23 protein-coding genes and 1 other RNA gene are annotated in these 21,771 nt (G+C 60.0%); 17 read left to right on the top strand and 7 right to left on the bottom strand.

Annotated elements, in window-relative coordinates; genetic code table 11:
* Window position 1 precedes the first annotated feature (1 nt).
* On the bottom strand, window positions 2-1,414 hold the full coding sequence (uxaC, locus tag ACSBQV_RS16760) for a glucuronate isomerase (protein WP_117187582.1): 1,413 nt from the start codon (window positions 1,412-1,414) through the stop codon (window positions 2-4).
* 284 nt (window positions 1,415-1,698) lie between these two features.
* Between uxaC and ACSBQV_RS16755 the strand changes: the two genes are divergently transcribed.
* The 11 genes from ACSBQV_RS16755 to ACSBQV_RS16705 all read left to right on the top strand — a co-directional run bounded on the left by ACSBQV_RS16755 (window position 1,699) and on the right by ACSBQV_RS16705 (window position 9,233).
* On the top strand, window positions 1,699-2,997 hold the full coding sequence (locus ACSBQV_RS16755) for an MFS transporter (RefSeq protein WP_025304349.1): 1,299 nt from the start codon (window positions 1,699-1,701) through the stop codon (window positions 2,995-2,997).
* Between the two features lie 119 nt (window positions 2,998-3,116).
* A complete protein-coding gene (gene exuR / locus ACSBQV_RS16750) occupies window positions 3,117-3,893 on the top strand; it encodes a transcriptional regulator ExuR (protein ID WP_033651265.1) in 777 nt (258 codons plus the stop codon).
* 186 nt (window positions 3,894-4,079) lie between these two features.
* On the top strand, window positions 4,080-4,526 hold the full coding sequence (locus tag ACSBQV_RS16745; protein ID WP_033644524.1) for a hypothetical protein: 447 nt from the start codon (window positions 4,080-4,082) through the stop codon (window positions 4,524-4,526).
* A gap of 136 nt (window positions 4,527-4,662) precedes the next feature.
* Complete coding sequence (locus ACSBQV_RS16740) at window positions 4,663-5,343, top strand: DedA family protein (RefSeq protein ID WP_033644523.1); 681 nt, start codon at window positions 4,663-4,665, stop codon at window positions 5,341-5,343.
* Window positions 5,340-5,714, top strand: a complete 375-nt coding sequence (gene mzrA, locus ACSBQV_RS16735) for an EnvZ/OmpR regulon moderator MzrA (protein ID WP_099783941.1) — start codon at window positions 5,340-5,342, stop codon at window positions 5,712-5,714. The genes ACSBQV_RS16740 and mzrA overlap by 4 nt, the downstream gene beginning before the upstream one ends.
* A gap of 240 nt (window positions 5,715-5,954) precedes the next feature.
* The gene (locus ACSBQV_RS16730) at window positions 5,955-6,326 is read left to right on the top strand and encodes a DUF1090 domain-containing protein (protein ID WP_033644521.1); all 372 of its coding nucleotides are present in this window, start codon (window positions 5,955-5,957) and stop codon (window positions 6,324-6,326) included.
* Between the two features lie 164 nt (window positions 6,327-6,490).
* Window positions 6,491-6,796: a DUF883 family protein gene (locus ACSBQV_RS16725; RefSeq protein ID WP_004937125.1), complete on the top strand. Its 306-nt coding sequence runs from the start codon at window positions 6,491-6,493 to the stop codon at window positions 6,794-6,796.
* 2 nt (window positions 6,797-6,798) lie between these two features.
* Window positions 6,799-7,200: a phage holin family protein gene (locus ACSBQV_RS16720; protein WP_015379160.1), complete on the top strand. Its 402-nt coding sequence runs from the start codon at window positions 6,799-6,801 to the stop codon at window positions 7,198-7,200.
* On the top strand, window positions 7,197-7,484 hold the full coding sequence (locus tag ACSBQV_RS16715; protein ID WP_004937121.1) for a YqjK-like family protein: 288 nt from the start codon (window positions 7,197-7,199) through the stop codon (window positions 7,482-7,484). The genes ACSBQV_RS16720 and ACSBQV_RS16715 overlap by 4 nt, the downstream gene beginning before the upstream one ends.
* Window positions 7,485-7,779: 295 nt before the next feature.
* Window positions 7,780-8,175 carry a DoxX family protein gene (locus tag ACSBQV_RS16710; RefSeq protein WP_033644519.1) on the top strand — a complete coding sequence of 132 codons (396 nt, stop codon included), beginning with the start codon at window positions 7,780-7,782 and terminating at the stop codon, window positions 8,173-8,175.
* A 71-nt stretch (window positions 8,176-8,246) separates the two neighbouring features.
* A complete protein-coding gene (locus tag ACSBQV_RS16705) occupies window positions 8,247-9,233 on the top strand; it encodes a glutathione S-transferase family protein (protein WP_033651262.1) in 987 nt (328 codons plus the stop codon).
* A 51-nt stretch (window positions 9,234-9,284) separates the two neighbouring features.
* Here the strand turns inward: ACSBQV_RS16705 and ACSBQV_RS16700 are convergent, their stop codons facing one another.
* The gene (locus ACSBQV_RS16700) at window positions 9,285-10,181 is read right to left on the bottom strand and encodes a LysR family transcriptional regulator (protein ID WP_025304355.1); all 897 of its coding nucleotides are present in this window, start codon (window positions 10,179-10,181) and stop codon (window positions 9,285-9,287) included.
* Between the two features lie 107 nt (window positions 10,182-10,288).
* On the opposite strand from ACSBQV_RS16700, the gene ACSBQV_RS16695 reads away from it, so the two are divergent.
* On the top strand, window positions 10,289-10,990 hold the full coding sequence (locus ACSBQV_RS16695) for a pirin family protein (RefSeq protein ID WP_099783939.1): 702 nt from the start codon (window positions 10,289-10,291) through the stop codon (window positions 10,988-10,990).
* Between the two features lie 57 nt (window positions 10,991-11,047).
* On the opposite strand, the gene rnpB is transcribed toward ACSBQV_RS16695, so the two are convergent.
* Both rnpB and rsmI read right to left on the bottom strand, forming a co-directional pair.
* Window positions 11,048-11,425, bottom strand: an RNA gene (gene rnpB / locus ACSBQV_RS16690) — RNase P RNA component class A.
* Between the two features lie 41 nt (window positions 11,426-11,466).
* A complete protein-coding gene (rsmI, locus tag ACSBQV_RS16685) occupies window positions 11,467-12,330 on the bottom strand; it encodes a 16S rRNA (cytidine(1402)-2'-O)-methyltransferase (protein ID WP_004937108.1) in 864 nt (287 codons plus the stop codon).
* Between the two features lie 62 nt (window positions 12,331-12,392).
* Between rsmI and ACSBQV_RS16680 the strand changes: the two genes are divergently transcribed.
* From ACSBQV_RS16680 to ACSBQV_RS16660, 5 genes are all read left to right on the top strand, one after another.
* Complete coding sequence (locus tag ACSBQV_RS16680) at window positions 12,393-14,432, top strand: penicillin-binding protein activator (RefSeq protein ID WP_033651260.1); 2,040 nt, start codon at window positions 12,393-12,395, stop codon at window positions 14,430-14,432.
* Window positions 14,429-14,782 carry a YraN family protein gene (locus ACSBQV_RS16675; protein ID WP_089192279.1) on the top strand — a complete coding sequence of 118 codons (354 nt, stop codon included), beginning with the start codon at window positions 14,429-14,431 and terminating at the stop codon, window positions 14,780-14,782. The genes ACSBQV_RS16680 and ACSBQV_RS16675 overlap by 4 nt, the downstream gene beginning before the upstream one ends.
* A gap of 51 nt (window positions 14,783-14,833) precedes the next feature.
* Complete coding sequence (diaA, locus tag ACSBQV_RS16670; protein ID WP_004937103.1) at window positions 14,834-15,424, top strand: DnaA initiator-associating protein DiaA; 591 nt, start codon at window positions 14,834-14,836, stop codon at window positions 15,422-15,424.
* A gap of 9 nt (window positions 15,425-15,433) precedes the next feature.
* A complete protein-coding gene (gene dolP, locus ACSBQV_RS16665) occupies window positions 15,434-16,009 on the top strand; it encodes a division/outer membrane stress-associated lipid-binding lipoprotein (RefSeq protein ID WP_021505102.1) in 576 nt (191 codons plus the stop codon).
* A 116-nt stretch (window positions 16,010-16,125) separates the two neighbouring features.
* A complete protein-coding gene (locus tag ACSBQV_RS16660; protein ID WP_099783937.1) occupies window positions 16,126-17,688 on the top strand; it encodes a S10 family peptidase in 1,563 nt (520 codons plus the stop codon).
* 57 nt (window positions 17,689-17,745) lie between these two features.
* Here ACSBQV_RS16660 and mtgA read toward each other — a convergent pair whose 3' ends face one another.
* From mtgA to arcB, 3 genes are all read right to left on the bottom strand, one after another.
* A complete protein-coding gene (gene mtgA / locus ACSBQV_RS16655; protein ID WP_033651258.1) occupies window positions 17,746-18,477 on the bottom strand; it encodes a monofunctional biosynthetic peptidoglycan transglycosylase in 732 nt (243 codons plus the stop codon).
* A complete protein-coding gene (elbB, locus tag ACSBQV_RS16650) occupies window positions 18,474-19,127 on the bottom strand; it encodes an isoprenoid biosynthesis glyoxalase ElbB (RefSeq protein ID WP_033644510.1) in 654 nt (217 codons plus the stop codon). The genes mtgA and elbB overlap by 4 nt, the downstream gene beginning before the upstream one ends.
* 237 nt (window positions 19,128-19,364) lie before the next feature.
* Window positions 19,365-21,704, bottom strand: coding sequence for an aerobic respiration two-component sensor histidine kinase ArcB (gene arcB, locus ACSBQV_RS16645; protein WP_033644509.1), 2,340 nt, complete (start codon window positions 21,702-21,704; stop codon window positions 19,365-19,367).
* Between the last annotated feature and the right edge of the window lie 67 nt (window positions 21,705-21,771).

Raw genomic sequence — 21,771 nt, 5'->3', positions numbered from 1 at the left:
GCTACGCCAGTTCAATGGCGAAATAGTTTTTGGCGTTGTCGAAACAGATGTTTTTCACCATCTCGCCCAGCAGCGCGATATCCGCCGGCGCTTCGCCGTCCGCCACCCAGCGGCCGATCATCTGGCAAAGGATGCGGCGGAAGTATTCATGGCGCGTATAAGACAAGAAGCTGCGGCTGTCGGTCAGCATGCCGACGAAGCGGCTCAGCAGCCCGAGCTGGGCCAGCTGCGTCATTTGGCGCTGCATGCCGTCCTTCTGATCGTTGAACCACCAGCCGGAGCCGAACTGCATCTTGCCCGGCGTGCCTTCCCCCTGAAAATTGCCGATCATGGTGCCGATCACTTCGTTATCGCGTGGATTGAGGCAATAGAGAATGGTTTTTGGCAGACCGCCCTGCCGCGCCTGAGCATCCAGCAGCCGCGACAGCGGTTCCGCCAGCGGCCGGTCGTTGATCGAGTCGAAGCCGATATCCGGCCCGACGGCGGCCAACATGCGGCTGTTGTTATTGCGCAGCGCGCCGATGTGATACTGCTGCACCCAGCCGCGACGCCGGTATTCGCCGGCCAAAAACAGCAGCACCGCGCTTTTGAACTGGGCGCTCTGTTCCGGCGTCGGCAGCTCGCCGTTCAGGCGGCGCAGCAGGATCGCATCCAGCGCCGCTTCATCGGCCTCGCCGAACACCACCACGTCCAGCGCATGATCGGCCACCTTGCAGCCGTGGGCGGCAAAGTAATCCATGCGCTTGTACAGGGCGTCGCACAGCGCGCTAAAGCGGCCGATGGCGGTGTCCGCCGCCGCCTCCAACTGCTGCAGATAGTCGTTGAAGCCGGGCGCATCGATGGTGAAAGCCTTGTCCGGCCGCCAGCTCGGCAGCACTTTGATAGCGAAACTGCGATCGTCGGCGATCGCCCGATGATGACGCAGATCGTCGATCGGATCGTCGGTGGTGCCGACCATTTTCACGTTCATTTGCTGCATGATGCCGCGCGCGCGAAACGCATCCTGCGCCAGCAGCGCATTGCCGCGCTGCCAGATTTCATCCGCCGTGGCCGGCGACAACAGCATATCCGTGATGCCGAACGGGCGGCGCAGCTCCAGATGCGTCCAGTGATAGAGCGGGTTGCCGATGGTGTGCGGCACCGTGGCGGCCCAGGCGTCGAATTTCTCGCGATCGCCCGCATCGCCGGTGCATAACCGCTCCGCCACGCCGTTGGTGCGCATCGCCCGCCATTTGTAGTGATCGCCCCGCAGCCAGATATCGTACAGGTTGCTGAAGCGGGTATTCTCCGCGATCTGCTGCGGCGGCAAATGGCAGTGGTAATCGAAAATCGGCTGCTGCGCCGCGTAGTCGTGATACAAGCGCCGGGCAAATTCGCTGTCCAGCAGGAAATCTTCGCTCAAAAACGTCGCCATCTCGGGCTCCTTACTTGCCGTGCGGCACGGGGTTCGAATCACAAAAGTTATCACACCAATTTTCACTAGCGTCCAGCAAATTTTTCCCGAGGTCTACCGTTCATCCTCTCTCCACGCCTTTTTTCGCTCAATTTACCGGCAAAAATGCCCTGTTTCACCGGCCACAGTATCACTCAGGCGAATAATTCCTTTTGTGATATCACTCAACTTTTAAACCTGTATGACAGGTTATTGTCTCGCCAGCCGCATCGACGGCCACACCTTCAAACGGGGAGACACTTCGGATGCGTAAAATTAAAGGGTTACGCTGGTACATGATCGGACTGGTGACCATCGGCACCGTGCTGGGTTACCTGACCCGCAACGCCATCGCCGTGGCGGCGCCGACGCTGGAAGATACGCTGCACATCACCACCCAACAGTATTCCTATATCGTCGCCGCCTACTCCGCGTGCTACACCGTGATGCAACCGGTGGCGGGCTACGTGCTGGACGTGCTGGGCACCAAGGTCGGTTACGCCATGTTCGCCATTCTGTGGGCGCTGTTCTGCATGGGCACCGCGTTGGCCAACAGTTGGGGCGGGCTGGCGTTGGCGCGCGGCGCGGTCGGCATGGCGGAAGCGGCGATGATCCCCGCCGGGCTGAAGGCCAGCAGCGAATGGTTTCCGGCCAAAGAACGTTCGATCGCCGTCGGCTATTTCAACGTGGGCTCGTCGATCGGCGGCATGATCGCCCCGCCGCTGGTGGTATGGGCCATCGTCGCGCACAGCTGGGAGATGGCGTTCATCATCACCGGCGTGCTGAGCCTGATCTGGGCCATCTGCTGGCTGCTGTTCTACAAACACCCGAAAGATCAGAAGAAACTGAGCCAGGAAGAACGCCGTTACATCCTCGAAGGCCAGGAAGCGCAGCACCAGACCTCTAACGCCAAAAAGATGTCCGCCTGGCAGATCGTGCGCAACCGCCAGTTCTGGGGCATCGCGCTGCCGCGCTTTCTGGCGGAGCCGGCGTGGGGCACCTTCAACGCCTGGATCCCGCTGTTCATGTTCAAGGCCTACGGTTTTAACCTGAAAGAGATCGCCATGTTCGCCTGGATGCCGATGCTGTTCGCCGATCTCGGCTGCATCGTCGGCGGTTATCTGCCGCCGCTGTTCCAGAAGTATTTCAAGGTCAACCTGATCGTCTCGCGCAAGCTGGTGGTGACGATGGGAGCGGTGTTGATGATCGGCCCCGGCATGATCGGCCTGTTCACCAGCCCTTACGCGGCTATCGCGCTGCTGTGCGTCGGCGGCTTCGCCCATCAGGCGCTGTCCGGCGCGTTGATCACCCTCTCTTCCGACGTGTTCGGCCGCAATGAGGTGGCGACCGCCAACGGGCTGACCGGCATGGCGGCCTGGACCGCCAGCACGCTGTTCGCCCTGGTGGTCGGCGCCCTGGCAGATACCCTCGGCTTCAGCCCGCTGTTCGCCGCGCTGTCGGTCTTCGACATTCTCGGCGCCATCGTCATCTGGACGGTGCTGCAAAACCGCCCGGCCGCCGAACCGCAGCCGGCCGCGCTGCAGCCCACCCCGGCGCGCAGCTGATCCCCCGCCCGGCCGCTGCGCCGGGCCCCTTGCTCCTCTGGCAGCGGTGCCGAATAAGTGGTATAACAAATCCGATGGCCACGCGCCCCTTCCCACCGCACCGTTATAGAGCATTCACTATGGAATTCACTGAAACCAGACGCCTGTATCAGCAACTGGCCGCCGAGCTGAAGCAACGCATCGAAAGCGGCCGTTACCCGGTAGGCGACAAGCTGCCGGCCGAGCGATACATCGCCGAAGAGATGAATGTCAGCCGCACCGTGGTGCGCGAGGCGATCATCATGCTGGAAGTGGAAGGCTATGTGGACGTGCGCAAGGGATCCGGGATCCACGTGGTGTCCAACCAGCAAAAGCACCTGGTGGTGCCGGGCGACAGCATCGAGTTCGCCACCGCCGGCCCGTTTGAGCTGCTGCAGGCGCGCCAGCTGATAGAAAGCAACATCGCCGAATTCGCCGCCACCCAGGTGACCAAGCAGGATATCGTGCAACTGATGGAGATCCAGGAGCACGCCCGCAAAGAAGACCGTTTCCGCGACTCGCAGTGGGATCTGAAGTTCCACGTGCAGGTGGCGCTGGCCACCCAGAACACCGCCATGGCCACCATCGTGGAAAAAATGTGGGTGCAGCGGGTCAACAACCCTTACTGGAAGAAACTGCACGAGCATATCGACGAACGCTCGATCGCCAGCTGGTGCGACGATCACGATCAGATCCTCAAGGCGCTGATGCGCAAAGATCCTTACGCCGCCAAACTGGCGATGTGGCAGCACCTGGAGAACACCAAGCAGATGCTGTTCAACGCCACCAGCGACGACTTCGAATACAACGCCGACCGCTATCTGTTCGCCGAGAACCCGGTGGTGCATCTGGACGGCGTGAGCCACGAGCAGAAATAGCCACGGCGGTCAAAAACCGTCGGCTTATGTCAGGTAATGTAAAATCCGCTGAATCGATGCCGGAACCGCCGTTTGCCGTGTACTATTTCACCGTCGGCAACGTAGATTTCCCTGTTGCCAATCGTGCTATTTTGGTAGAGTTAGCCCACTTTTTTACCCATTGCTGCGGGGGCGGGACGCGAATAAATGCGCTGGTTGTTTGCCATGCTGATTGCTCTTTTCTGCTGGACCGGTTCGGTCTCCGGCCAACAGCTATGCGTGGCGTCATCCAAGCCCACCCCCAGCGCGCTGAGCAGCCTGCCGCTGCTGGCGGAGCCGGCGCTTTCCCCCTATGATCATGTGTATCGGGCGCCGGCCGAAGCGCGCCGCAAAGCGCCCGGCAAGTTGCCGCTGCTGCTGCCCAGAGCGTACTCTTTCCCCGGTTCGCTGCTCGCGTCCTCCCTGCCGGCGCCGGTCTATACCCTGGCCGCAGAGCCGGGCTACCGAATTCGTTTCCCCCGCCAGGACACCCCGGCCCCCAACCGGCTTGCCCAGGTCGACTGGATGCTGGACGCCTCCAGGCAACAAAGTCGGCAGGCCGGCTGGAAAGAAAGCAACATGCAGTACCGTGGCACGCTGACTTACCACCTATGACCGGTGTCGCACCGCTTAGAAACCTTAAAGCAACGCCGTTTCATCGTTATCAGCATTCAGGATCGCCGCGCGCTTTCAGCCCACGCCCGCTCCGCCGCTGAGATAAAAATAAACAATGACGTTTTAGGAACACCGGATGGACATCATTAAAGAACTGATACATGCCTTATGGCAGCAGGATTTTGAGACGCTGGCGAACCCTTCGTTGGTGTGGACCCTCTACATCCTGCTGTTCATGATCCTGTTTTTGGAAAACGGCCTGCTGCCGGCCGCTTTTCTGCCGGGCGACAGCCTGCTGATCCTGGTCGGCGTGCTGATCGCCAAAGGCACCATGGGCTTCCCATTGACCATCGTTATCCTGACCGTCGCCGCCAGCCTGGGGTGCTGGGTCAGTTACATACAGGGCCGATGGCTCGGCAATACGCGAACGGTGCAAGGCTGGCTTTCGCATCTGCCGGCCCACTACCATCAGCGAGCGCATAACCTGTTCCACCGCCACGGCCTTTCCGCCCTGTTGGTCGGCCGCTTCCTGGCCTTCGTGCGCACCCTGCTGCCAACCATCGCCGGCCTGTCCGGCCTGAGCAACGCACGCTTCCAGTTCTTCAACTGGATGAGCGGCCTGCTGTGGGTCTTGATCCTGACGACACTGGGCTTCGCCCTCGGAAAAACCCCAGTGTTCCGCAAGTATGAAGATCAACTGATGTTCTGCCTGATGATGTTGCCGCTGGTGTTGCTGGTGGTCGGCCTGGTCGGCTCGCTGATCGTGCTGTGGCGCAAGAAACGCGCCAGCGGCCAGAACCCGGGGAAAGGGGCGTGACAGCAAAGCGCCCGCGCTGGCAATACGTCCTGATGATCGCGCTCGCCCTGCTGGCGCTGGCGACGCTGTTGGTGCCCTGCATGGTGCGCACCGAGAGCGAGCTGCGCATTCGCGCCAGCCAGCAAGGGCTGTCGCTGCCCGACGGTTTTTATGTTTACCAGCGCCTGGATGAGCGCGGTATCCGCATCAAAAGCATCACGCCGGAAGGCGATGGCTTGGTTATCCGTCTGGATTCGCCGGAGCAGCAGTTGCTGGCGCGCGAAGCGCTGCAAACCATCCTGCCTCCCGGTTACCACATCGTGCTGAGCGAATCTCCCGTGCCAACGCATTGGGTGCGCGAATTTGCGCGCTCCCCACTCAATCTGGGATAATCCCCTTAAAATGAAGGGGATTCCTTTCATTGCCGTTATCTTCATTTTCATTCGCATCATTTAGCTCAAAAAACAATCAGTCGCGCCGAATTTCGGCTGATTCTTTGGGGGCGCGCCGGTTTCATGGCTATGCTGAAGGATAACTTCAGCCGGCGATGAACGCCCTCCTCTCGCGCTGCCGCCTCAGGCAGTCAGGAAAGCGGATGCCTGTTCAGGCATCCCATGAAAAGGAACTGAGAAATGAAATTTCGCCACTCACTGTTACTGCTGCTGCCACTCTGCGCGCTGCCGACGCTGTCATCGGCCGCTGAGGGCGGCTGCGCCGCCAAAGCGCAAAATATCCAGCAGCAAATCGACTACGCGACTCAGCACGGCAACACCCACCGCGTGGATGGGCTGAAAAAAGCGCTGAGCGAAGTGCAGACCCACTGCACCGAAGCCGGCCTGCAGGCCGAACGCCAGAAAAATATCGCAGAGAAACAGCGCAAGGTGGACGAGCGCCGGGAAGAGCTGAAAGAAGCGCAACAAACCGGCAAGCTGGACAAGGTCGCCAAGAAGCAGCAAAAGCTGGCCGAAGCGCAGGCTGAATTGAAACGCGCCCAGGCGGAATAATTTTTTTACACCAGCGGATTTATCGATGAGAGCCCCATCACACGGGATTTCTTAAGCATATGGAATTGATGCCTGGTGTTATCTGCTGGTCATCACCCCTTTGCTCCGGCGAAAAAATCCGCTATGTTAAAAGTCTGTCGAAATAAACGTTAAGGAATAATCACATGGCACATGATTCAAATGCAGAAAACTTACGCGCTGAACTGAAGTCCTTAGCCGATACGCTGGAGGAAGTGCTGAACTCCTCCACCGACAAGCCGAAAGCCGAGCTGGAGAAGCTGCGCTCGAAGGCGGAAGGCGCGCTGAAAGAGACTCGCGCTCGCCTGAGCGACGCCGGTGACAAGCTGGCTTCGCAAACCAAACAGATCGCCGGCCAGGCCGACGACTATGTGCGCGACAACCCGTGGACCGGCATCGGTATCGGCGCGGCGGTCGGCGTGGTGTTGGGCGTGCTGCTCGCGCGTCGTTAATCATGGCTGAACAACCGCAAGTGCGCGCGCAGGGCCCCGCTAAAGGGGTCCTGGATATCGGTCAGCGCATCATCACGATCCTGGTCGGCATGGTGGAAACCCGTGTCCGGCTGGCGGTAGTCGAGCTGGAAGAGGAGAAAGCCAACCTCATTCAGTTGCTGATCATGGCCGGCATGACGCTGCTGTTCACCGCCTTCGGTTTGATGAGCCTGCTGATCCTGATCTTCTGGGCCATCGATCCGGTCTATCGGCTGGTGGCGCTGGGCGCGACAACCGGCGTGCTGCTGTTCCTCGCCGTAGTCGGCACCATCTGGACGCTGGTCAAGGCCCGTCGCACCACGCTGCTGGGCGCCACGCGCAAGCAACTGGAGCTCGATCGCGCCGAACTGGAGCGAGAGCCATGAGCCGCCGCCGCTATCTGGAATGGAAAAAAGAGAGGCTGATTCGGCAGATCCAGCAACAGCGTCTGGATCTGGCCGAACACAAGTCTCTGTGGCTGGAAAAGACCGAACGCATTGACCGCGGCTGGCAAACGGTGTTTGGCCTGCGCCGCTATCTGGTGCTCGGTTCCAGCGTCATGGCGCTGTACGGCATCCGCCACCCCAGCAAGATGATCCGCTGGTCGCGTCGCGCTTTCGGTGCGTGGAGCGCTATCCGTCTGTTTAAAAAGACGTTTTCTGCCAAGTAGGCCTGCTCGTCTTTCCTTCAAACCTCCTGTTGCTCTGCCCGCATTTTCTCTCCTGATACGACGCGTCCAACCCCGGGGCCGGGCAACCTGCTGATCGGCGGCATTTTATTAGCACGCTAAAGATTCAGATTTTTTGAAAAATTACGACAGTTTTACTTGCTAACAACCTGAGCACTTCCCGCTTAACATTCACTCCATCAATACGATACGAGCCGGACAGGGCGAACGTCCTGATATACCGCTCGTTGACATGGCTTCCGCCGAACAGGCATACAAAAACACTTTGGAGTAGATGATGAAAAAATTAGAAGATACAGGTTTGTTGGTTGCTCGTATTCTGATGCCAATCCTGTTTATCGTGGCAGGCTACGGCAAAATGGGTGACGCATATGCCGGTACCCAACAGTACATGCAATCGATGGGCGTGCCTGGCTTCTTGCTGCCGCTGACCATCCTGCTGGAATTTGGCGGCGGTCTGGCGATCCTGTTCGGTTTCCTGACCCGCACCGTGGCGCTGTTCACCGCCGGTTTCACCATCCTGACCGCGCTGCTGTTCCACACTGATTTTGCGAACGAAGTAAACCAGCTGATGTTCATGAAAAACCTGACCATCGCCGGCGGCTTCATCGTGTTGGCGGTCGCAGGCCCGGGCGGCTTCAGCATCGACCGTCTTCTGAACAAGAAATGGTAATCTAAACTGTCATTCAGGGCCCGGCATGCCGGGCCCTGTCGTTTTTTAACTCGGACACCAAGGAGATTCCCATGGGACAACTCGTCGATGGCGTTTGGCAAGACATCTGGTATGACACCAAATCTACCGGCGGCCGTTTCAAACGTTCAACCGCTCAGTTTCGCAATTGGGTGACCGCCGACGGTCAGCCGGGCGAACACGGCGTGGGCGGCTTCCAGGCCGAAGCGGGCCGTTATCACCTGTACGTTTCTCTCGCCTGCCCCTGGGCGCATCGCACGCTGCTGATGCGCAAACTGAAAGGGCTGGAGCAGATCATTCCGGTCTCGGTGGTGCACCCGCTGATGCTGGAAAACGGCTGGACCTTCGGCCAGGATTTTCCTGAAACCACCGGCGATCCGCTGTATCACGCCGACTTCCTGTACCAGATCTACCTGCGGGCCGATCCGCACTACAGCGGGCGCGTGACCGTACCGGTGCTGTGGGATAAACAGCGGCAAACCATCGTCAGCAACGAGTCCGCCGACATCATCCGCATGTTCAACAGCGCGTTTGACGGCGTCGGCGCTCGGGCAGGCGACTACTACCCGACCGCGCTGCGCGGCAAGATCGATGAGCTTAACGGTTGGATTTACGATCAAGTGAACAACGGCGTGTACAAGGCCGGTTTTGCCACCAGCCAGGAAGCCTATGACGAAGCGGTCAACGGGGTATTCAACGCGCTGGAACGCCTGGAGCAGATCCTGGGGCAGCATCGTTACCTGACCGGCGATCGGCTGACCGAAGCCGATCTGCGTCTGTGGACCACGCTGGTGCGTTTCGATCCGGTGTACGTCACCCACTTCAAGTGCGACAAACACCGCATCAGCGACTACCTCAATCTGTACGGCTTCCTGCGCGACATCTACCAGATGCCGGGCATCGCCGAGACGGTCAGCCTGCCGCACATTCGCAACCACTACTACCGCAGCCACGCCACCATCAACCCGCACGGCATCATTTCCATCGGGCCGGCGCAGGATCTGGACGAGCCACACGGCCGCGACCAGCGCTTCGGTTAAGGCGAAAAAAATCCCCTTGCCGCCCGGCAAGGGGATCTCATCCAACCGACGTTAACGCTGCGCGAACAGGCGCGGAATCTCACGCAGGAACCAGGCTTTCGCCTCCCCCATGCTGTCGCGCCGCCAAGCCATGATGATGTCGGCTTCGCGGCTGTATTCCGGCCCGACCACGCGCAGCCGCCCGGCTTCGATATCTTTCTCCACCATCGGGTACGGCATGGTCGCCACCCCCAACCCGGCCAGCAGTGCCAGGCGTTTGTCTTCAATGGTGCTCACCGTCAGGCGCTGTTGCTTGTCCAGCAGCTGTACGGTCAATACCGGGCGCTCACGGGCGGTGTCGGCCACCGCAATACCGCGGTACTTCACGCGGGTCACTTCGGAAAGCGGCTCCGGCTCCAGGTGGATCGGGTGATCCGGCGCGGCGACATAAACGCTCATCACCTTATACAGTTTGCGGGTGTTGATCTCCGACGACGCGCGGAAATGCATGTCCGGCGCGATCACGATGTCGGCTCGCCCCTGCTCCAGCCGCTCCCAAGCGCCCGCCAGCACCTCGGTGAAAATGGACACCTGGGTGTTGGCCTTCAGCGCCAGCTTGTCGACCAGCGGGAACAGCAGGCTCGGCGGCGACAGCGCTTCACTGACGATAGTCAGGTGAGTTTCCCAACCGCGCGCCAACGCTTCGGCGTCGGTAGTCAGCTTATCGGCCGCCTCCAGCAGCACCCGACCGCGTTCCAGCAACATGCGCCCCACGTTGGTGAACTTGGTGCGGTGGCCCGAACGGTCGAACAGCACCACGTCCAATTCTTCTTCCAATTTTTGCATGGTGTAGCTGAGTGCCGACGGCACCCGGCCCAATTCGTCGGCGGCTGCGGCGAAACTGCCGCGCCGGTCGATTGCATCCATCACCCTTAATGCCTCAAGCGTGAGCGCCCGATCTCTGGCCATCGCATCCCTCTGTCAGGAAATTTGAATATGCCGACCAGATTAACTGGCTAACAATCCGACGTCCAGATGCTTACCATTTGGATAATGAATTTAGAGAGCCGATTGCCATGATTACATGCAGAACAGCACAACAATGCGGGCAAGCTGACTTTGGTTGGCTGCAGGCTCGCTACACCTTTTCCTTTGGTCACTACTTCGATCCCAAACTGATGGGCTACGCGTCGCTGCGGGTGCTGAATCAGGAGGTGCTGGCGCCGGGCGCGTCGTTCCAGCCGCGCACCTATCCCAACGTGGATATCCTGAACCTGATCCTGCAGGGCGAGGCGGAATACCGCGACAGCGACGGCAACACCACGCGCGTTAAAGCCGGCGAAGCGTTGCTGTTGGCCACCCACCCGGGCCTGAGCTACAGCGAGCAGAACGTCAGCGGCGATACGCCGCTCACCCGCCTGCAGCTGTGGCTGGACGCCTGCCCGGAACGCAGCAACGAACGGGTGCAGCGCCTGGCGCTGCCGGCGGCAGGCAGCCTGCTGTTGGCTTCGCCGGACGGCGCGCAGGGCAGCCTGCAGCTGCGTCAACAGGTCTGGATCCATCATCTCGATCTGCAGCCGGGCGAAGAACAAACGCTGACGATTAACGGGCCGCGCGCTTATCTGCAGTCGATACACGGCACCATCGCCGCCACCGGCGAGCGCCACGAGGAACAACGCCTGACCTGCGGCGACGGCGCCTTCGTGCGCGAGGAGAATCGCCTGACGATCCGCGCCGAGACGCCGCTGCGCGCGCTGCTGATTGATCTGCCGGTGTAAGCCGGCCGGAAAACGAAAAACCCCGCGCAACTGACGTTGCGCGGGGTTTTCTTTTGTCGAGGGAGTTGACCGGTAAGCCGGGTTCTGTCGTGGACAGTCATTCCTCTAGGCCAGCAATCGCTCACTGGCTCAAGCAGCCTACCCGGGTTCAGTACGGGCCGTACCATGTGAACCCCTATTTGGCCTTGCTCCGGGTGGAGTTTACCGTGCCACGAACTGTTGCCAGCCGCGCGGTGCGCTCTTACCGCACCCTTTCACCCTTACCTGATCCCGCTTGCGCGGGCCATCGGCGGTTTGCTCTCTGTTGCACTAGTCGTAGGCTTGCGCCTCCCAGGCGTTACCTGGCACCCTGCCCTATGGAGCCCGGACTTTCCTCCCCTCCATCTGTCTCCCCGAAGAGGACGGCAATGAAGCGGCGACTGTCTGGTCAACTCCGGCGCGGATAGTAGCGTCGCGGCGGCGGCAGGTCAACCGCTTTACGGCTGTTGTTGCTCCAGCGCGTGCTTATACAACGCATTTTTCTTCACGCCGTGGATTTCCGCCGCCAGCGCCGCCGCCTTTTTCAACGGCAACTCTTTTTGCAGCAGCGCCAGCGTGCGCAGCGCCTCAAGCGGCAGCGCATCCTCCTGCGCCTTGTGGCCTTCGACGATCAGTACCATTTCGCCGCGGCGGCGCACTTCATCTTCCTGCACCCACGCCAGCAGCTCGCCCACCGGCGCGCCGTGGATGGATTCCCAGGTTTTGGTCAGCTCGCGCGCCAGCACGACATAGCGCTGTGGGCCCCAGACGGTGACCATGTCCTGCAGACTTTCCAACAGGCGGTGAGTGGATTCGTAGAAAATCAGCGTGCGCGGTTCCTCCGCCAGCGCCATCAGCGTATCCTTGCGCCCCTTGGTTTTCGCCGGCAGAAAACCTTCGTAGCAGAAACGGTCGGAAGCGACGCCCGCGGCGCACAGCGCGGTAGTGGCGGCGCAGGCGCCCGGCAGCGGCACCACGCGAATGCCGGCCTCGCGGCAGCGGCGCACCAGGTGATAACCGGGATCGTTGATCAGCGGCGTGCCGGCGTCGGAAACCAGCGCGATGCTCTGGCCTTCCTGCAGTTTCGCCAGCAGCTGATCGGCCTTTTGCTGTTCGTTGTGGTCGTGCAGCGCGAACAGACGCGCGTTGATCGCGAAGTGTTGCAGCAGCAATCCGGTATGGCGCGTGTCTTCCGCCGCGATCAGATCAACGCTTTTCAGTACCTCTAACGCGCGGTGGGTAATATCGCCCAGATTGCCGATTGGGGTGGGCACCACATACAGCGTTGATGCAGAAATGACTGATTGTTGGTGTTGATTCATTGTTTCATCCGGGTTGCCGATTTAATATTGAGCATCTTGAAAAAAACATCACTGGATACAGTATGCTTTCCTCAACATTCGTTCGTACCAAAGCAGGGCGTTCCAAGCCTGTCCGACTTACCGCAGTCATCGCGGCCGCCCTTTTCCTGGCAGGCTGTCCGAGTCGGGCCCCGCAAACGCCGCCCGCCAATATACAGGACGAAGCGAGCGCCAGCTCCGATTACTACCTGCAGCAGTTGCAGCAAAGCAGCGATGATAACAAGGCTGACTGGCAATTACTTGCTATTCGCGCCTTGCTGCGTGAAGGAAAACTGCCGCAGGCCGGCGACCAGTTGAATCAGCTGCCGAAAAACCTCAGCGGCGCACAGCAGACCGAACGCCAGTTGCTGACCGCCGAACTGCAGATCGCCAACAAGAGCTACGTCAGCGCCCGCAGCACGCTGGGCCACCTGGACAGCGGTGCGCTGTCGCCGAATCAAAAGGTGCGCTACTACCAGGCGCAGATCGCCGCCAATCAGGGCAAAGCATCGCTGCCGCTGATCCGCGCCTATATCGCCCAGGAGCCGCTGCTGACCGGCAAGGCGCACCAGGACAATCTGGATCAAACCTGGCAGGCCCTGCTGCAGCTGACGCCGCAGGAGATGAACAGCCTGGTGATCAACGCCGACGAGAACGTGCTGCAAGGCTGGCTGGATCTGCTGCGCGTCTATCAGGACAACAAGCAGGATCCCGATCTGCTGAAGGCCGGCATCAAAGACTGGCAGAACCGTTATCCGAAGAACCCGGCGGCCAAAACGCTGCCGGCTCGCCTGAATCAGGTGCTGAACTTCACCCAGGCCTCCACCTCGAAAATCGCCCTGCTGCTGCCGTTGAACGGCCAGGCGAAAGTGTTCGCCGACGCCATCCAGCAAGGGTTCGAAGCGGCGAAAAACGGCGGTTCCCTGCCGGCGCCGCAGCCTCAAGCCGCGCAACCGGCCGGCGCGCCGGCCCAAACGGCGCCGGCCGATCAGGCCGCTGCCGGTGACATCAACGCCAACGGCGCGGTCAGCCCTTCGGCGCAAGAGAGCCAGCCGGCCGTGACCGCCGCGCAACCCGCTACGCCGTCCAGCGCGCCGATAACGCCGCTGCAGGCCGCTAATGCGCAGGTCAAAGTGTACGACACCACCAGCCAGCCGCTGGCCGCCTTGCTGAGCCAGGCGCAGCAGGATGGCGCCACTCTGGTGGTCGGGCCGCTGCTGAAAGAGAACGTCGATCAGCTGTCCGCCAGCACCACCACGCTAAACGTGCTGGCGCTCAACCAGCCCGAAACGCCGAAGGACAATCTGAACATCTGTTACTTCGCCCTGTCGCCGGAAGATGAAGCGCGCGACGCCGCCCGCCACATCTGGGAACAACAGAAACGTCAACCGCTGCTGCTGGTGCCGCGCGGCGCCTTCGGCGATCGCGTCGCCAAGGCCTTTAACCAGGAATGGCAGAAGCAAGGCGGGCAAACCGTGCTGCGTCAGGACATCGGCTCCGCCGGTGAACTGCGCCAGATGGTGAACAGCGGCGGCATCCGCATGACCGGCACGCCGATGTCGAGCGCCCCGGCGCCGCAGAGCGTAACCATCGCCGGGCTGACCATTCCGGCGCCGCCGAGCGACGTGCCCGCCGCTACCGGCGGCAGCGTCGACGCGGTGTATATCGTCGCTACCCAGTCCCAACTGACGCTGATCAAACCGATGATCGACATGGCCACTAGCTCGCGCGGCAAACCGGCGATGTACGCCAGCTCGCGCAGCTACCAGGCCGGCGCCGGCCCGGACTTCCGTCTGGAAATGGAGGGTCTGCAGTTCAGCGATATTCCTCTGCTGGCGGGCTCAAACCCTCAGTTGTTGCAGCAGGCCAGCGCGCGTTTCCGCAACGATTACTCGCTGGTGCGCCTGTATGCGATGGGGATGGATGCCTGGACATTGGCCAACCACTTTGCTGAAATGCGCCAGCTGCCGGGCTTCCAGGTTTCCGGCACCACCGGCACGCTGAGCGCGTCGCCGAACTGCGTGATCAACCGCAAGCTGCCTTGGCTGCAATATCGTCAGGGTACGGTCGTGCCGGTCTCTTGAACCCACGCGCCGCCGGGGCGGGCTATGAGTTACTGGCCCGCCGTCATCTGGAACGCGCCGGGCTCACCTTCTGCGCCGCCAACGTTGCGGTGCGCGGCGGCGAGCTCGACCTCATCATGCGCGACGGCGCCACCTGGGTGTTCGTCGAAGTGCGCTACCGCCGCAACGACGCCTTCGGCGGCGCGGCCGCCAGCGTTACCTCTCGCAAACAACAACGGTTGCTGCACGCCGCCGCCGTCTGGCTGGCGGGGCGCGGCGCCAGTTTTGACACATCATCTTGCCGTTTTGATGTTTTGGCCATTACCGGTAGCCAGTTAGAATGGATACCCAACGCCTTCAATGCGGATTAATTGGGGTTTTGCGGCGCAGACCGGCCCTTTGACTTAGTGGATTAATACAACGTGCTGGATAGAATTAAAGTCTGTTTTACCGAAAGCATCCAAACCCAGATCGCGGCGGCGGAAGCGTTACCTGACGCCATTTCCCGCGCTGCGATGACGCTGGTTCAATCCTTACTCAACGGCAACAAAATCCTGTGCTGCGGCAACGGCACCTCGGCGGCCAACGCACAGCACTTCGCCGCCAGCATGATCAACCGTTTTGAAACCGAGCGCCCCAGCCTGCCGGCCATCGCCCTCAACGCCGACAACGTGGTGCTGACCGCGATCAGCAACGATCGGCTGCACGACGAAGTGTACGCCAAGCAGGTACGCGCACTCGGGCACACCGGTGACGTGCTGCTGGCGATTTCCACCCGCGGCAACAGCCGTGATATTGTGAAAGCGGTCGAGGCGGCCGTCACGCGCGATATGACCATCGTCGCGCTCACCGGCTACGACGGCGGCGAACTGGCCGGATTGCTCGGCCAGCAGGATGTCGAGATCCGCATCCCGTCGCACCGCAGCTCGCGCATTCAGGAAATGCATATGCTGACCGTAAACTGCCTGTGCGACCTGATAGACAATACGTTATTCCCCCACCAGGACGATTAAGGAACTGAGATGAAGCTAAAAGCCACATTTGCAGTGCTGTCCAGCGCCCTGCTGTTGCAAGGCTGTATCGCCGGCGTCGTCGTCGGCAGTGCGGCCGTCGCCACCAAAACCGCCACCGACCCGCGCAGCGTAGGGACCCAGGTGGATGACGGCACGCTGGAAGCCAGGGTAGAAAGCGCCCTGAGCAAAGACCAGCAGTTGAAGAAAGAGGCCCGGGTGGTCGCCACCGCCTATCAGGGCAAGGTGCTGTTGACCGGCCAGTCGCCTAACGCCGATCTCACCGCGCGCGCCAAGCAGATCGCCATGGGCGTGGAAGGCACGACCGAAGTGTATAACGAAATTCGCCAGGGCACGCCGGTCAGCCTGAGCACCGCGTCCTCCGACACCTGGATCACCACCAAAGTGCGTTCGCAGCTGTTGACCAGCGATACGGTGAAATCGTCCAACGTGAAAGTCACCACCGAAAACGGCGAAGTGTTCTTGCTGGGCCTGGTCACACAGCAGGAAGGGCAGTCGGCGGCGCAGATCGCCAGCCAGGTCAGCGGCGTGAAGCACGTCACGACCGCCTTTACCTATGTGAAATGATCCTTCAGGCAAGGGGGCTTCCCCTTGCCGCTTTTCTGTACGCTTCCCGCTGTTTTACCCTGGTTTAATGAGCCGCGTTTAAAGTAATCTCTCACTTCATTACGGATAAAATTCAAATGGACAGAATTTTAATCGGTTTTCTCACTGCCGTTTCTTTATTCACCGCCGGAGTTTCCGCCGCCAATCCCACTCAGGATACGCCCCGCGCCGAACATGCCCCGCCCCCGATGACCGGTCAAACCGTTGCTACTGAAGGCGCGATCACGGTCGACCAGGTAAAAATCAATTATCAGGCGCAAACCGGGGTGCTGGAATTGAGTAAAGAGGATCCGGAAGATCCCGTGACCGGCATGTTCTATGTTGCGTATTTCAAAAAGAATGAGAATAAGAACGAAAGTAGGCCGATTACCTTTATCTACAACGGCGGGCCGGGCTCCGCCTCGCTGTGGCTGCATATGGGGGCGCTGGGGCCTAAACGGGTTATCGCTACTCAGCCAGAGAAAACACAGCTGGCGCCTTACCAACTCACCGATAACCAATACAGTCTGCTCAACGTCAGCGATCTGGTGTTTATCGATGCCCCCGGAACGGGTTACAGCCGCTTTTCCAGCAGTGCCGCCAGCCAGCCGGAGAGAGCGCAGCAAAAAGCACAGAGTGCCAGCAACGTCTATGGCGTCAACGGTGATGCTCAGGCTTTTTCTCAATTTATCGTTCAGTTTTTAACGCATTACCAACGCTGGAACTCACCTAAATATTTATTGGGTGAAAGCTACGGCACTACCCGCTCGGTGGTATTGGCCGAGACGCTAAAAAATCAGAATATCGATCTTAACGGTATTATCCTGATGTCGCAGTTTCTGAACTACGACAATAACGTCGACGATCCCAATCAAAACCCCGGCGTCGATCAACCTTACTATCTGGCGCTCCCAACCTACGCAGCCAGCGCATGGTACCACCAGCGGCTGCCGGGCAAACACCAGAGCCTGAAAACCCTGTTAGACCAGGCCGAGCAGTTTGCGCTGGGGACTTATGCCCCAGCCTTGCTGCAAGGTGCCAATCTGCCTGAAAAAGATCGCCAAACGCTCGCCGAGCAGCTTTACCAATTTACCGGCATTCCGGCCGATTATTGGCTCAAGGCCAATTTGCGCCTGAGTGGACCGGTCTTCGCCAAGCAACTGTTGCGCAGCCAAGACGAGACCATTGGCAGAATCGATACCCGCTATCGTGGGCCGTCGCTGGATAATATCGCTGAAACGTCCAACTACGATCCCAACGTCAGTGCAATTACTTCCGCCTACGTCGCGCAATTCCACGATTATCTTGGCAAAACGCTGCATTTTAGCGCCGACCAAAACTATCGCGCATTTTCCAATGAGGTCTATGACTGGAACATGTCCAGCAACAGCCGGGACAGATCATTTAACGTGTTGCCGAACCTGTCGCTAGTGATGAAAATGACTCCGACAATGAGAGTGATGGTGATTGGCGGGGTTTACGACCTGGCCACCCCTTACTTCATCGCCAAATATGAGATGAGCCATCTGCCCGTGTCGCCCAAATTACGCGACAATATCCGTTTCTATTGGTATGACACCGGGCATATGCCGTACGTGGATGAACTATCGCTTAAAAAGATGCACGCGGATTTAACTGCATTTATCAGCGAAAAGCCCTGATGCGGCATTAGCCACCGAAGAGAGGGATACCTTGCCCGAAAGCAGGGTATCGCTTGGTTAATCCAGCTTGTTCTCTTTCAGGAAACCTTCCCCACCCAACTGGCGCATCTGGCGCATAATCCACTGCTGTCGCTGCGCCACATAGCCGGACGGCGCATCGGCCCTGAAGCGGTGCGGATTCGGCAATACCGCCGCCAGCAGCGCCGCTTCGGCCGCGGTCAGGCGCTTGGCCGGCTTATGGAAAAAGCGCTGTGAAGCCTCTTCCACGCCGAACACCCCGTCGCCGAACTCCACGATGTTCAGATACACCGTCAGAATACGCCGCTTGGTCCACACCAATTCGATGCCCGACGTCAGCCCGGCCTCCAGCCCTTTGCGCAGCCAGCTGCGTCCATCCCACAGAAACAGGTTTTTAGCGGTCTGCTGCGACAGCGTGGACGCGCCGCGAATGCGCGTCGGGCGCTTCTCGTTGTGGCTGAGCGCCTTTTCAATGGCCGCCACATCGAAGCCCCAATGGTCTGGAAACTTCTGATCTTCCGCCGCCATCACCGCCAGCGCCATCTGCGGCGAAATGTCGTCCATCGACACCCAGTCCGAATGAGCGACGTAGCCGAAGTCGCCGCTCAGCCAGGCGCTGATCTGCCGCTCCACCATCACGGCGGAAAACGGCACCGGCAGGAAGGCGAAGGCCACAATGCCCAACACCCACAGGCCGATAATCGCGATGACGCCGCGTTTCAGCCAATACCACGGACGCAGCCGCCGCCATCCGCCGACCGATTTGCTCATTCAGCCAGTTCCAGCACCCGCGCCACCAGTTTATCGATGCCGACGGCCGCCTGCGCGATCGACGGCGCCAGCATATAGGCTGGCGTGGTCACGATCTTGTGCTCGCTGTCCACCACGATGTCGTCCACCGGGCAAATCACCGGCTCGCCGCCCATGGCGTCAATCACTTCTCCCAGGTCGGGATCGTTGCCAATGGTCAGCCGCGCTTGTTGATCGAGCAGCTTCGGCAACAGCGCCGGTGCGATGCACATCAGGCCAATTGGTTTGTTGGCCTTATGCATCTCGCGCGTCAGACGCGCTAACGCTTCATCGACCCAACATTCCGCGCCGGCCTCGGCGAAATTGCTGAGATTCTTGGCGGCGCCAAAGCCGCCGGGCACAATCAGCGCATCCAGCTGCGCGGCCTCGGCCAGCGCCAACGGCTGCACTGCGCCGCGGGCAATGCGCGCCGATTCAATCAGGACGTTGCGCGATTCCGCCATCTCCTCACCAGATAAGTGATTAATAACATGGCGTTGCGGTTTATCAGGCGCAAAACACACCGCCTGCGCGCCGGCACGGTCCAGCGCCAGCAGCGTCAGCACCGCTTCGTGGATCTCCGTACCGTCATAAACGCCGCTGCCGCTGAGGACTACACCCACCTTTTTCATCACTCTTCCTCCTGTCGCTGCTGTCAACTGGTTCGTGCTCGGAGTTGACAAACACTAATCTACATCACACATTTTAATGAATCTTCTAACAAGAGCGCTTACATTTGCTATGTTGTTGGCTGTATGATGTTTAGGAATTCGCTACAACCTGCTCGACCAGAACACTGAAACCAATACGCAGGTTCACAATTTCCCTGGTGTTGGCGCAATATTCGCGCACCCCGGCTCACGTCGGGGTCATTTTTTTTCAGCGTTCTCTACCCAAGCCCGCAGTACCTGCACGTCGTTGCGCCACTCTTGCTTCAGCTCATCTACCCAGTCCTGCACGTTATCCCACCAGGCCGGCAGCGTCGGCGTTTGAATCTGTTGCGCCAACTGCTGCAGGTGACGCAGGCCGACCGAACCGGCGGCGCCCTTGATCTTGTGCCCTTCCTCGGTGATGCCTTTCTGATCGCGCGCCGTCATATTGGAATCCAGCACCGCCAGATAACCCGGCATCATCTGTTCGAACATCTCCAGACTTTGATGGATCAACTGCGGGCCAACCAGGTCCATGTACTGCTCCAGCATCGCGGTATCGAGTAACGACTCATTAATCTGCATCGCCTTGTGCTCCGTTTTCTTAGAAGTGTGAGAAGGTTGATGATCCCAATAGTGTTTGATGACCTTGGTCAGCGCCGGCACCGACAGCGGCTTGCTCAGCACATCGTCCATGCCCGCCTCGAGATACTCTTTTTTGTCTTTCAGCACGTTGGCGGTCAGGGCCACCAACGGCGGCAGCGCCTGTCCGGCGTAACGCTCGCGCAGCGCCCGGGCGATATCCAGCCCGGTCATGTCCGGCAGTTGGATGTCCAGCAGCACCAGATCGAACTCGTCCGGATCGAACATCGCCAGCGCGTCGTGGCCGTTCATCGCCACCTCGACGCTGTTGCCCAGCTTCTCCAGCACCGAGCGCGCCACGATCACGTTCAGTTCGATATCTTCCACCAGCAGGATGTGCAGCGCCGGCAACGGCAGCTCCTCTTCCTCCGGCGCCGCGCTGACGGCTTCCTGCACCGCCGGCGCCTTGATGGTCAAAGTGAAGCAAGAACCGTGCCCTTGTTCGCTGCGCACGGTAATGTCGCCGCCCATGCTCTGCGCCAGCCGTTTGGAGACCGCCAGCCCGATGCCGGTGCCGGTGGCCGGACGGCCGCCGCGCTGATCTTTCACCTGATAATACATGGCGAAGATCTTGTCCTGCTCGTCCTGCGGGATGCCCATGCCCGAGTCTTCCACTTCGAACACCAGCTTCTCCTGCGCCTCGCGCCGCACGCGCACCACAATTTGCCCCTGCTGGGTAAATTTCACCGCGTTGCCGATCAGGTTCCACAAGATCTGCCGCAGGCGCGTGCCGTCGGTCACGATCTGCTGCGGCAGCGGCGTCTGCGGCTCCATGATGAACTGCAGCCCTTTCGGCTGCGCCAGCAGGCCCGAGAGGTTCTCCAGATCCGCCAGGAAACCGGTGAAGTCCACCGGCTGGTTGTCGAGCTGCACCTTGCGCCGCTCGAGCTTGTCCATTTCGATAATGTCGTTGAAGATATTGCCGAGGGTGATGGCACTGACGTGAATGGTCTTCAGGTATTTCAGCTGCTCGTCGTTCAGCTCGGTATCGAGCAAAATGCGGCTCAGGCCGACGATGCCGTTAAGCGGCGTACGCAGCTCGTGGCTGATCGTGGAGATAAAGGTGGTCTTCTCCCTGCTGGCGTTCTCCAGCGCGTCCTGGTAGCGCTTACGCTCGGTAATATCGCGGCCGAAGCCCATCAGCCCGTGGCGTTTGCCCACCCGGTCGTAAAACGGAACCTTGCGCAGCTCGAAACAGGCCTTGCGGCCGTCGGGATACACCAGCCATTGTTCGTAGGTCAGCGAAACGTTGTGGCGGAACACCTTCTCGTCGGTCTCAATGACCTTTTCGGCGATCTCCTGGCCGTAGACGTCGAACGGCGTCAGGCCGATCAGCTGTTTCTCGCTCTTGCCGGTCAGCAGTTCCATCGCGCGGTTACAGCCGGAAAACTCTTTGTCTTCGTTGCGGTAGTAGACCAAATCCGGCGAGGCATCGAGGAAGGAACGCAGCAGCGCCGATTGCTGGCCCAGCTCAATCTGCGCCTGCTCGCGCTGCTCCATCTCTTCCGTCAGCTTTTCCATCACCTGCAGGCGCTCTTCTTCCGCTTTGATACGGTCGGCGATCTCCTGATTCAGCTGGCTGATATTGTCTTTGAGCTGCTGATTAAGCTCCAGATCGCGGTGGCGCATCTCTTCCAGCTTGTCCACCAGCCGCGCCAGCCGTTGGCGCGACTCTTCCAGCTGTTCCACCACCACCGAGAGAAAGTAGACCGCCCACGGGGTGATCAACAGACCGAAGAAGATTGAACGCACCACGTCGATGCTTTCCACTTCGCCGCGCAGCAGCATGGTCACCGCCATCTGCACCACCATCGCCAGCACCACCAGCGCCGAGGCCAGCAGCAGCGAGAAGCGCACCAACCCCAGTTTCACCATTAAATCAACGTAGTACTGGGCCAACACCCGGATTTGCTTCATAGCGGCTCCCATCAGACACAATCTTTTGAATCATACCGTAAAACCGCGATGAGATAAGGCGGCAAAC

Source organism: Serratia sp. B501 (genome assembly GCF_051172315.1).
Taxonomy (GTDB): Bacteria; Pseudomonadota; Gammaproteobacteria; order Enterobacterales; family Enterobacteriaceae; genus Serratia; species Serratia ureilytica.
This window is presented reverse-complemented; position numbering and strand designations above follow the sequence as displayed.

What these genes read in the sequence shown, in the direction of transcription:
- uxaC (WP_117187582.1), bottom strand. Translation starts at nt 1,414, where the DNA reads ATGGCGACGTTTTTGAGCGAAGATTTCCTGCTGGACAGCGAATTTGCC.
- ACSBQV_RS16755 (WP_025304349.1), top strand. Translation starts at nt 1,699, where the DNA reads ATGCGTAAAATTAAAGGGTTACGCTGGTACATGATCGGACTGGTGACC.
- exuR (WP_033651265.1), top strand. Translation starts at nt 3,117, where the DNA reads ATGGAATTCACTGAAACCAGACGCCTGTATCAGCAACTGGCCGCCGAG.
- ACSBQV_RS16745 (WP_033644524.1), top strand. Translation starts at nt 4,080, where the DNA reads ATGCGCTGGTTGTTTGCCATGCTGATTGCTCTTTTCTGCTGGACCGGT.
- ACSBQV_RS16740 (WP_033644523.1), top strand. Translation starts at nt 4,663, where the DNA reads ATGGACATCATTAAAGAACTGATACATGCCTTATGGCAGCAGGATTTT.
- ACSBQV_RS16730 (WP_033644521.1), top strand. Translation starts at nt 5,955, where the DNA reads ATGAAATTTCGCCACTCACTGTTACTGCTGCTGCCACTCTGCGCGCTG.
- ACSBQV_RS16725 (WP_004937125.1), top strand. Translation starts at nt 6,491, where the DNA reads ATGGCACATGATTCAAATGCAGAAAACTTACGCGCTGAACTGAAGTCC.
- ACSBQV_RS16720 (WP_015379160.1), top strand. Translation starts at nt 6,799, where the DNA reads ATGGCTGAACAACCGCAAGTGCGCGCGCAGGGCCCCGCTAAAGGGGTC.
- ACSBQV_RS16715 (WP_004937121.1), top strand. Translation starts at nt 7,197, where the DNA reads ATGAGCCGCCGCCGCTATCTGGAATGGAAAAAAGAGAGGCTGATTCGG.
- ACSBQV_RS16710 (WP_033644519.1), top strand. Translation starts at nt 7,780, where the DNA reads ATGAAAAAATTAGAAGATACAGGTTTGTTGGTTGCTCGTATTCTGATG.
- ACSBQV_RS16705 (WP_033651262.1), top strand. Translation starts at nt 8,247, where the DNA reads ATGGGACAACTCGTCGATGGCGTTTGGCAAGACATCTGGTATGACACC.
- ACSBQV_RS16700 (WP_025304355.1), bottom strand. Translation starts at nt 10,181, where the DNA reads ATGGCCAGAGATCGGGCGCTCACGCTTGAGGCATTAAGGGTGATGGAT.
- ACSBQV_RS16695 (WP_099783939.1), top strand. Translation starts at nt 10,289, where the DNA reads ATGATTACATGCAGAACAGCACAACAATGCGGGCAAGCTGACTTTGGT.
- rsmI (WP_004937108.1), bottom strand. Translation starts at nt 12,330, where the DNA reads ATGAATCAACACCAACAATCAGTCATTTCTGCATCAACGCTGTATGTG.
- ACSBQV_RS16680 (WP_033651260.1), top strand. Translation starts at nt 12,393, where the DNA reads ATGCTTTCCTCAACATTCGTTCGTACCAAAGCAGGGCGTTCCAAGCCT.
- dolP (WP_021505102.1), top strand. Translation starts at nt 15,434, where the DNA reads ATGAAGCTAAAAGCCACATTTGCAGTGCTGTCCAGCGCCCTGCTGTTG.
- ACSBQV_RS16660 (WP_099783937.1), top strand. Translation starts at nt 16,126, where the DNA reads ATGGACAGAATTTTAATCGGTTTTCTCACTGCCGTTTCTTTATTCACC.
- mtgA (WP_033651258.1), bottom strand. Translation starts at nt 18,477, where the DNA reads ATGAGCAAATCGGTCGGCGGATGGCGGCGGCTGCGTCCGTGGTATTGG.
- elbB (WP_033644510.1), bottom strand. Translation starts at nt 19,127, where the DNA reads ATGAAAAAGGTGGGTGTAGTCCTCAGCGGCAGCGGCGTTTATGACGGT.
- arcB (WP_033644509.1), bottom strand. Translation starts at nt 21,704, where the DNA reads ATGAAGCAAATCCGGGTGTTGGCCCAGTACTACGTTGATTTAATGGTG.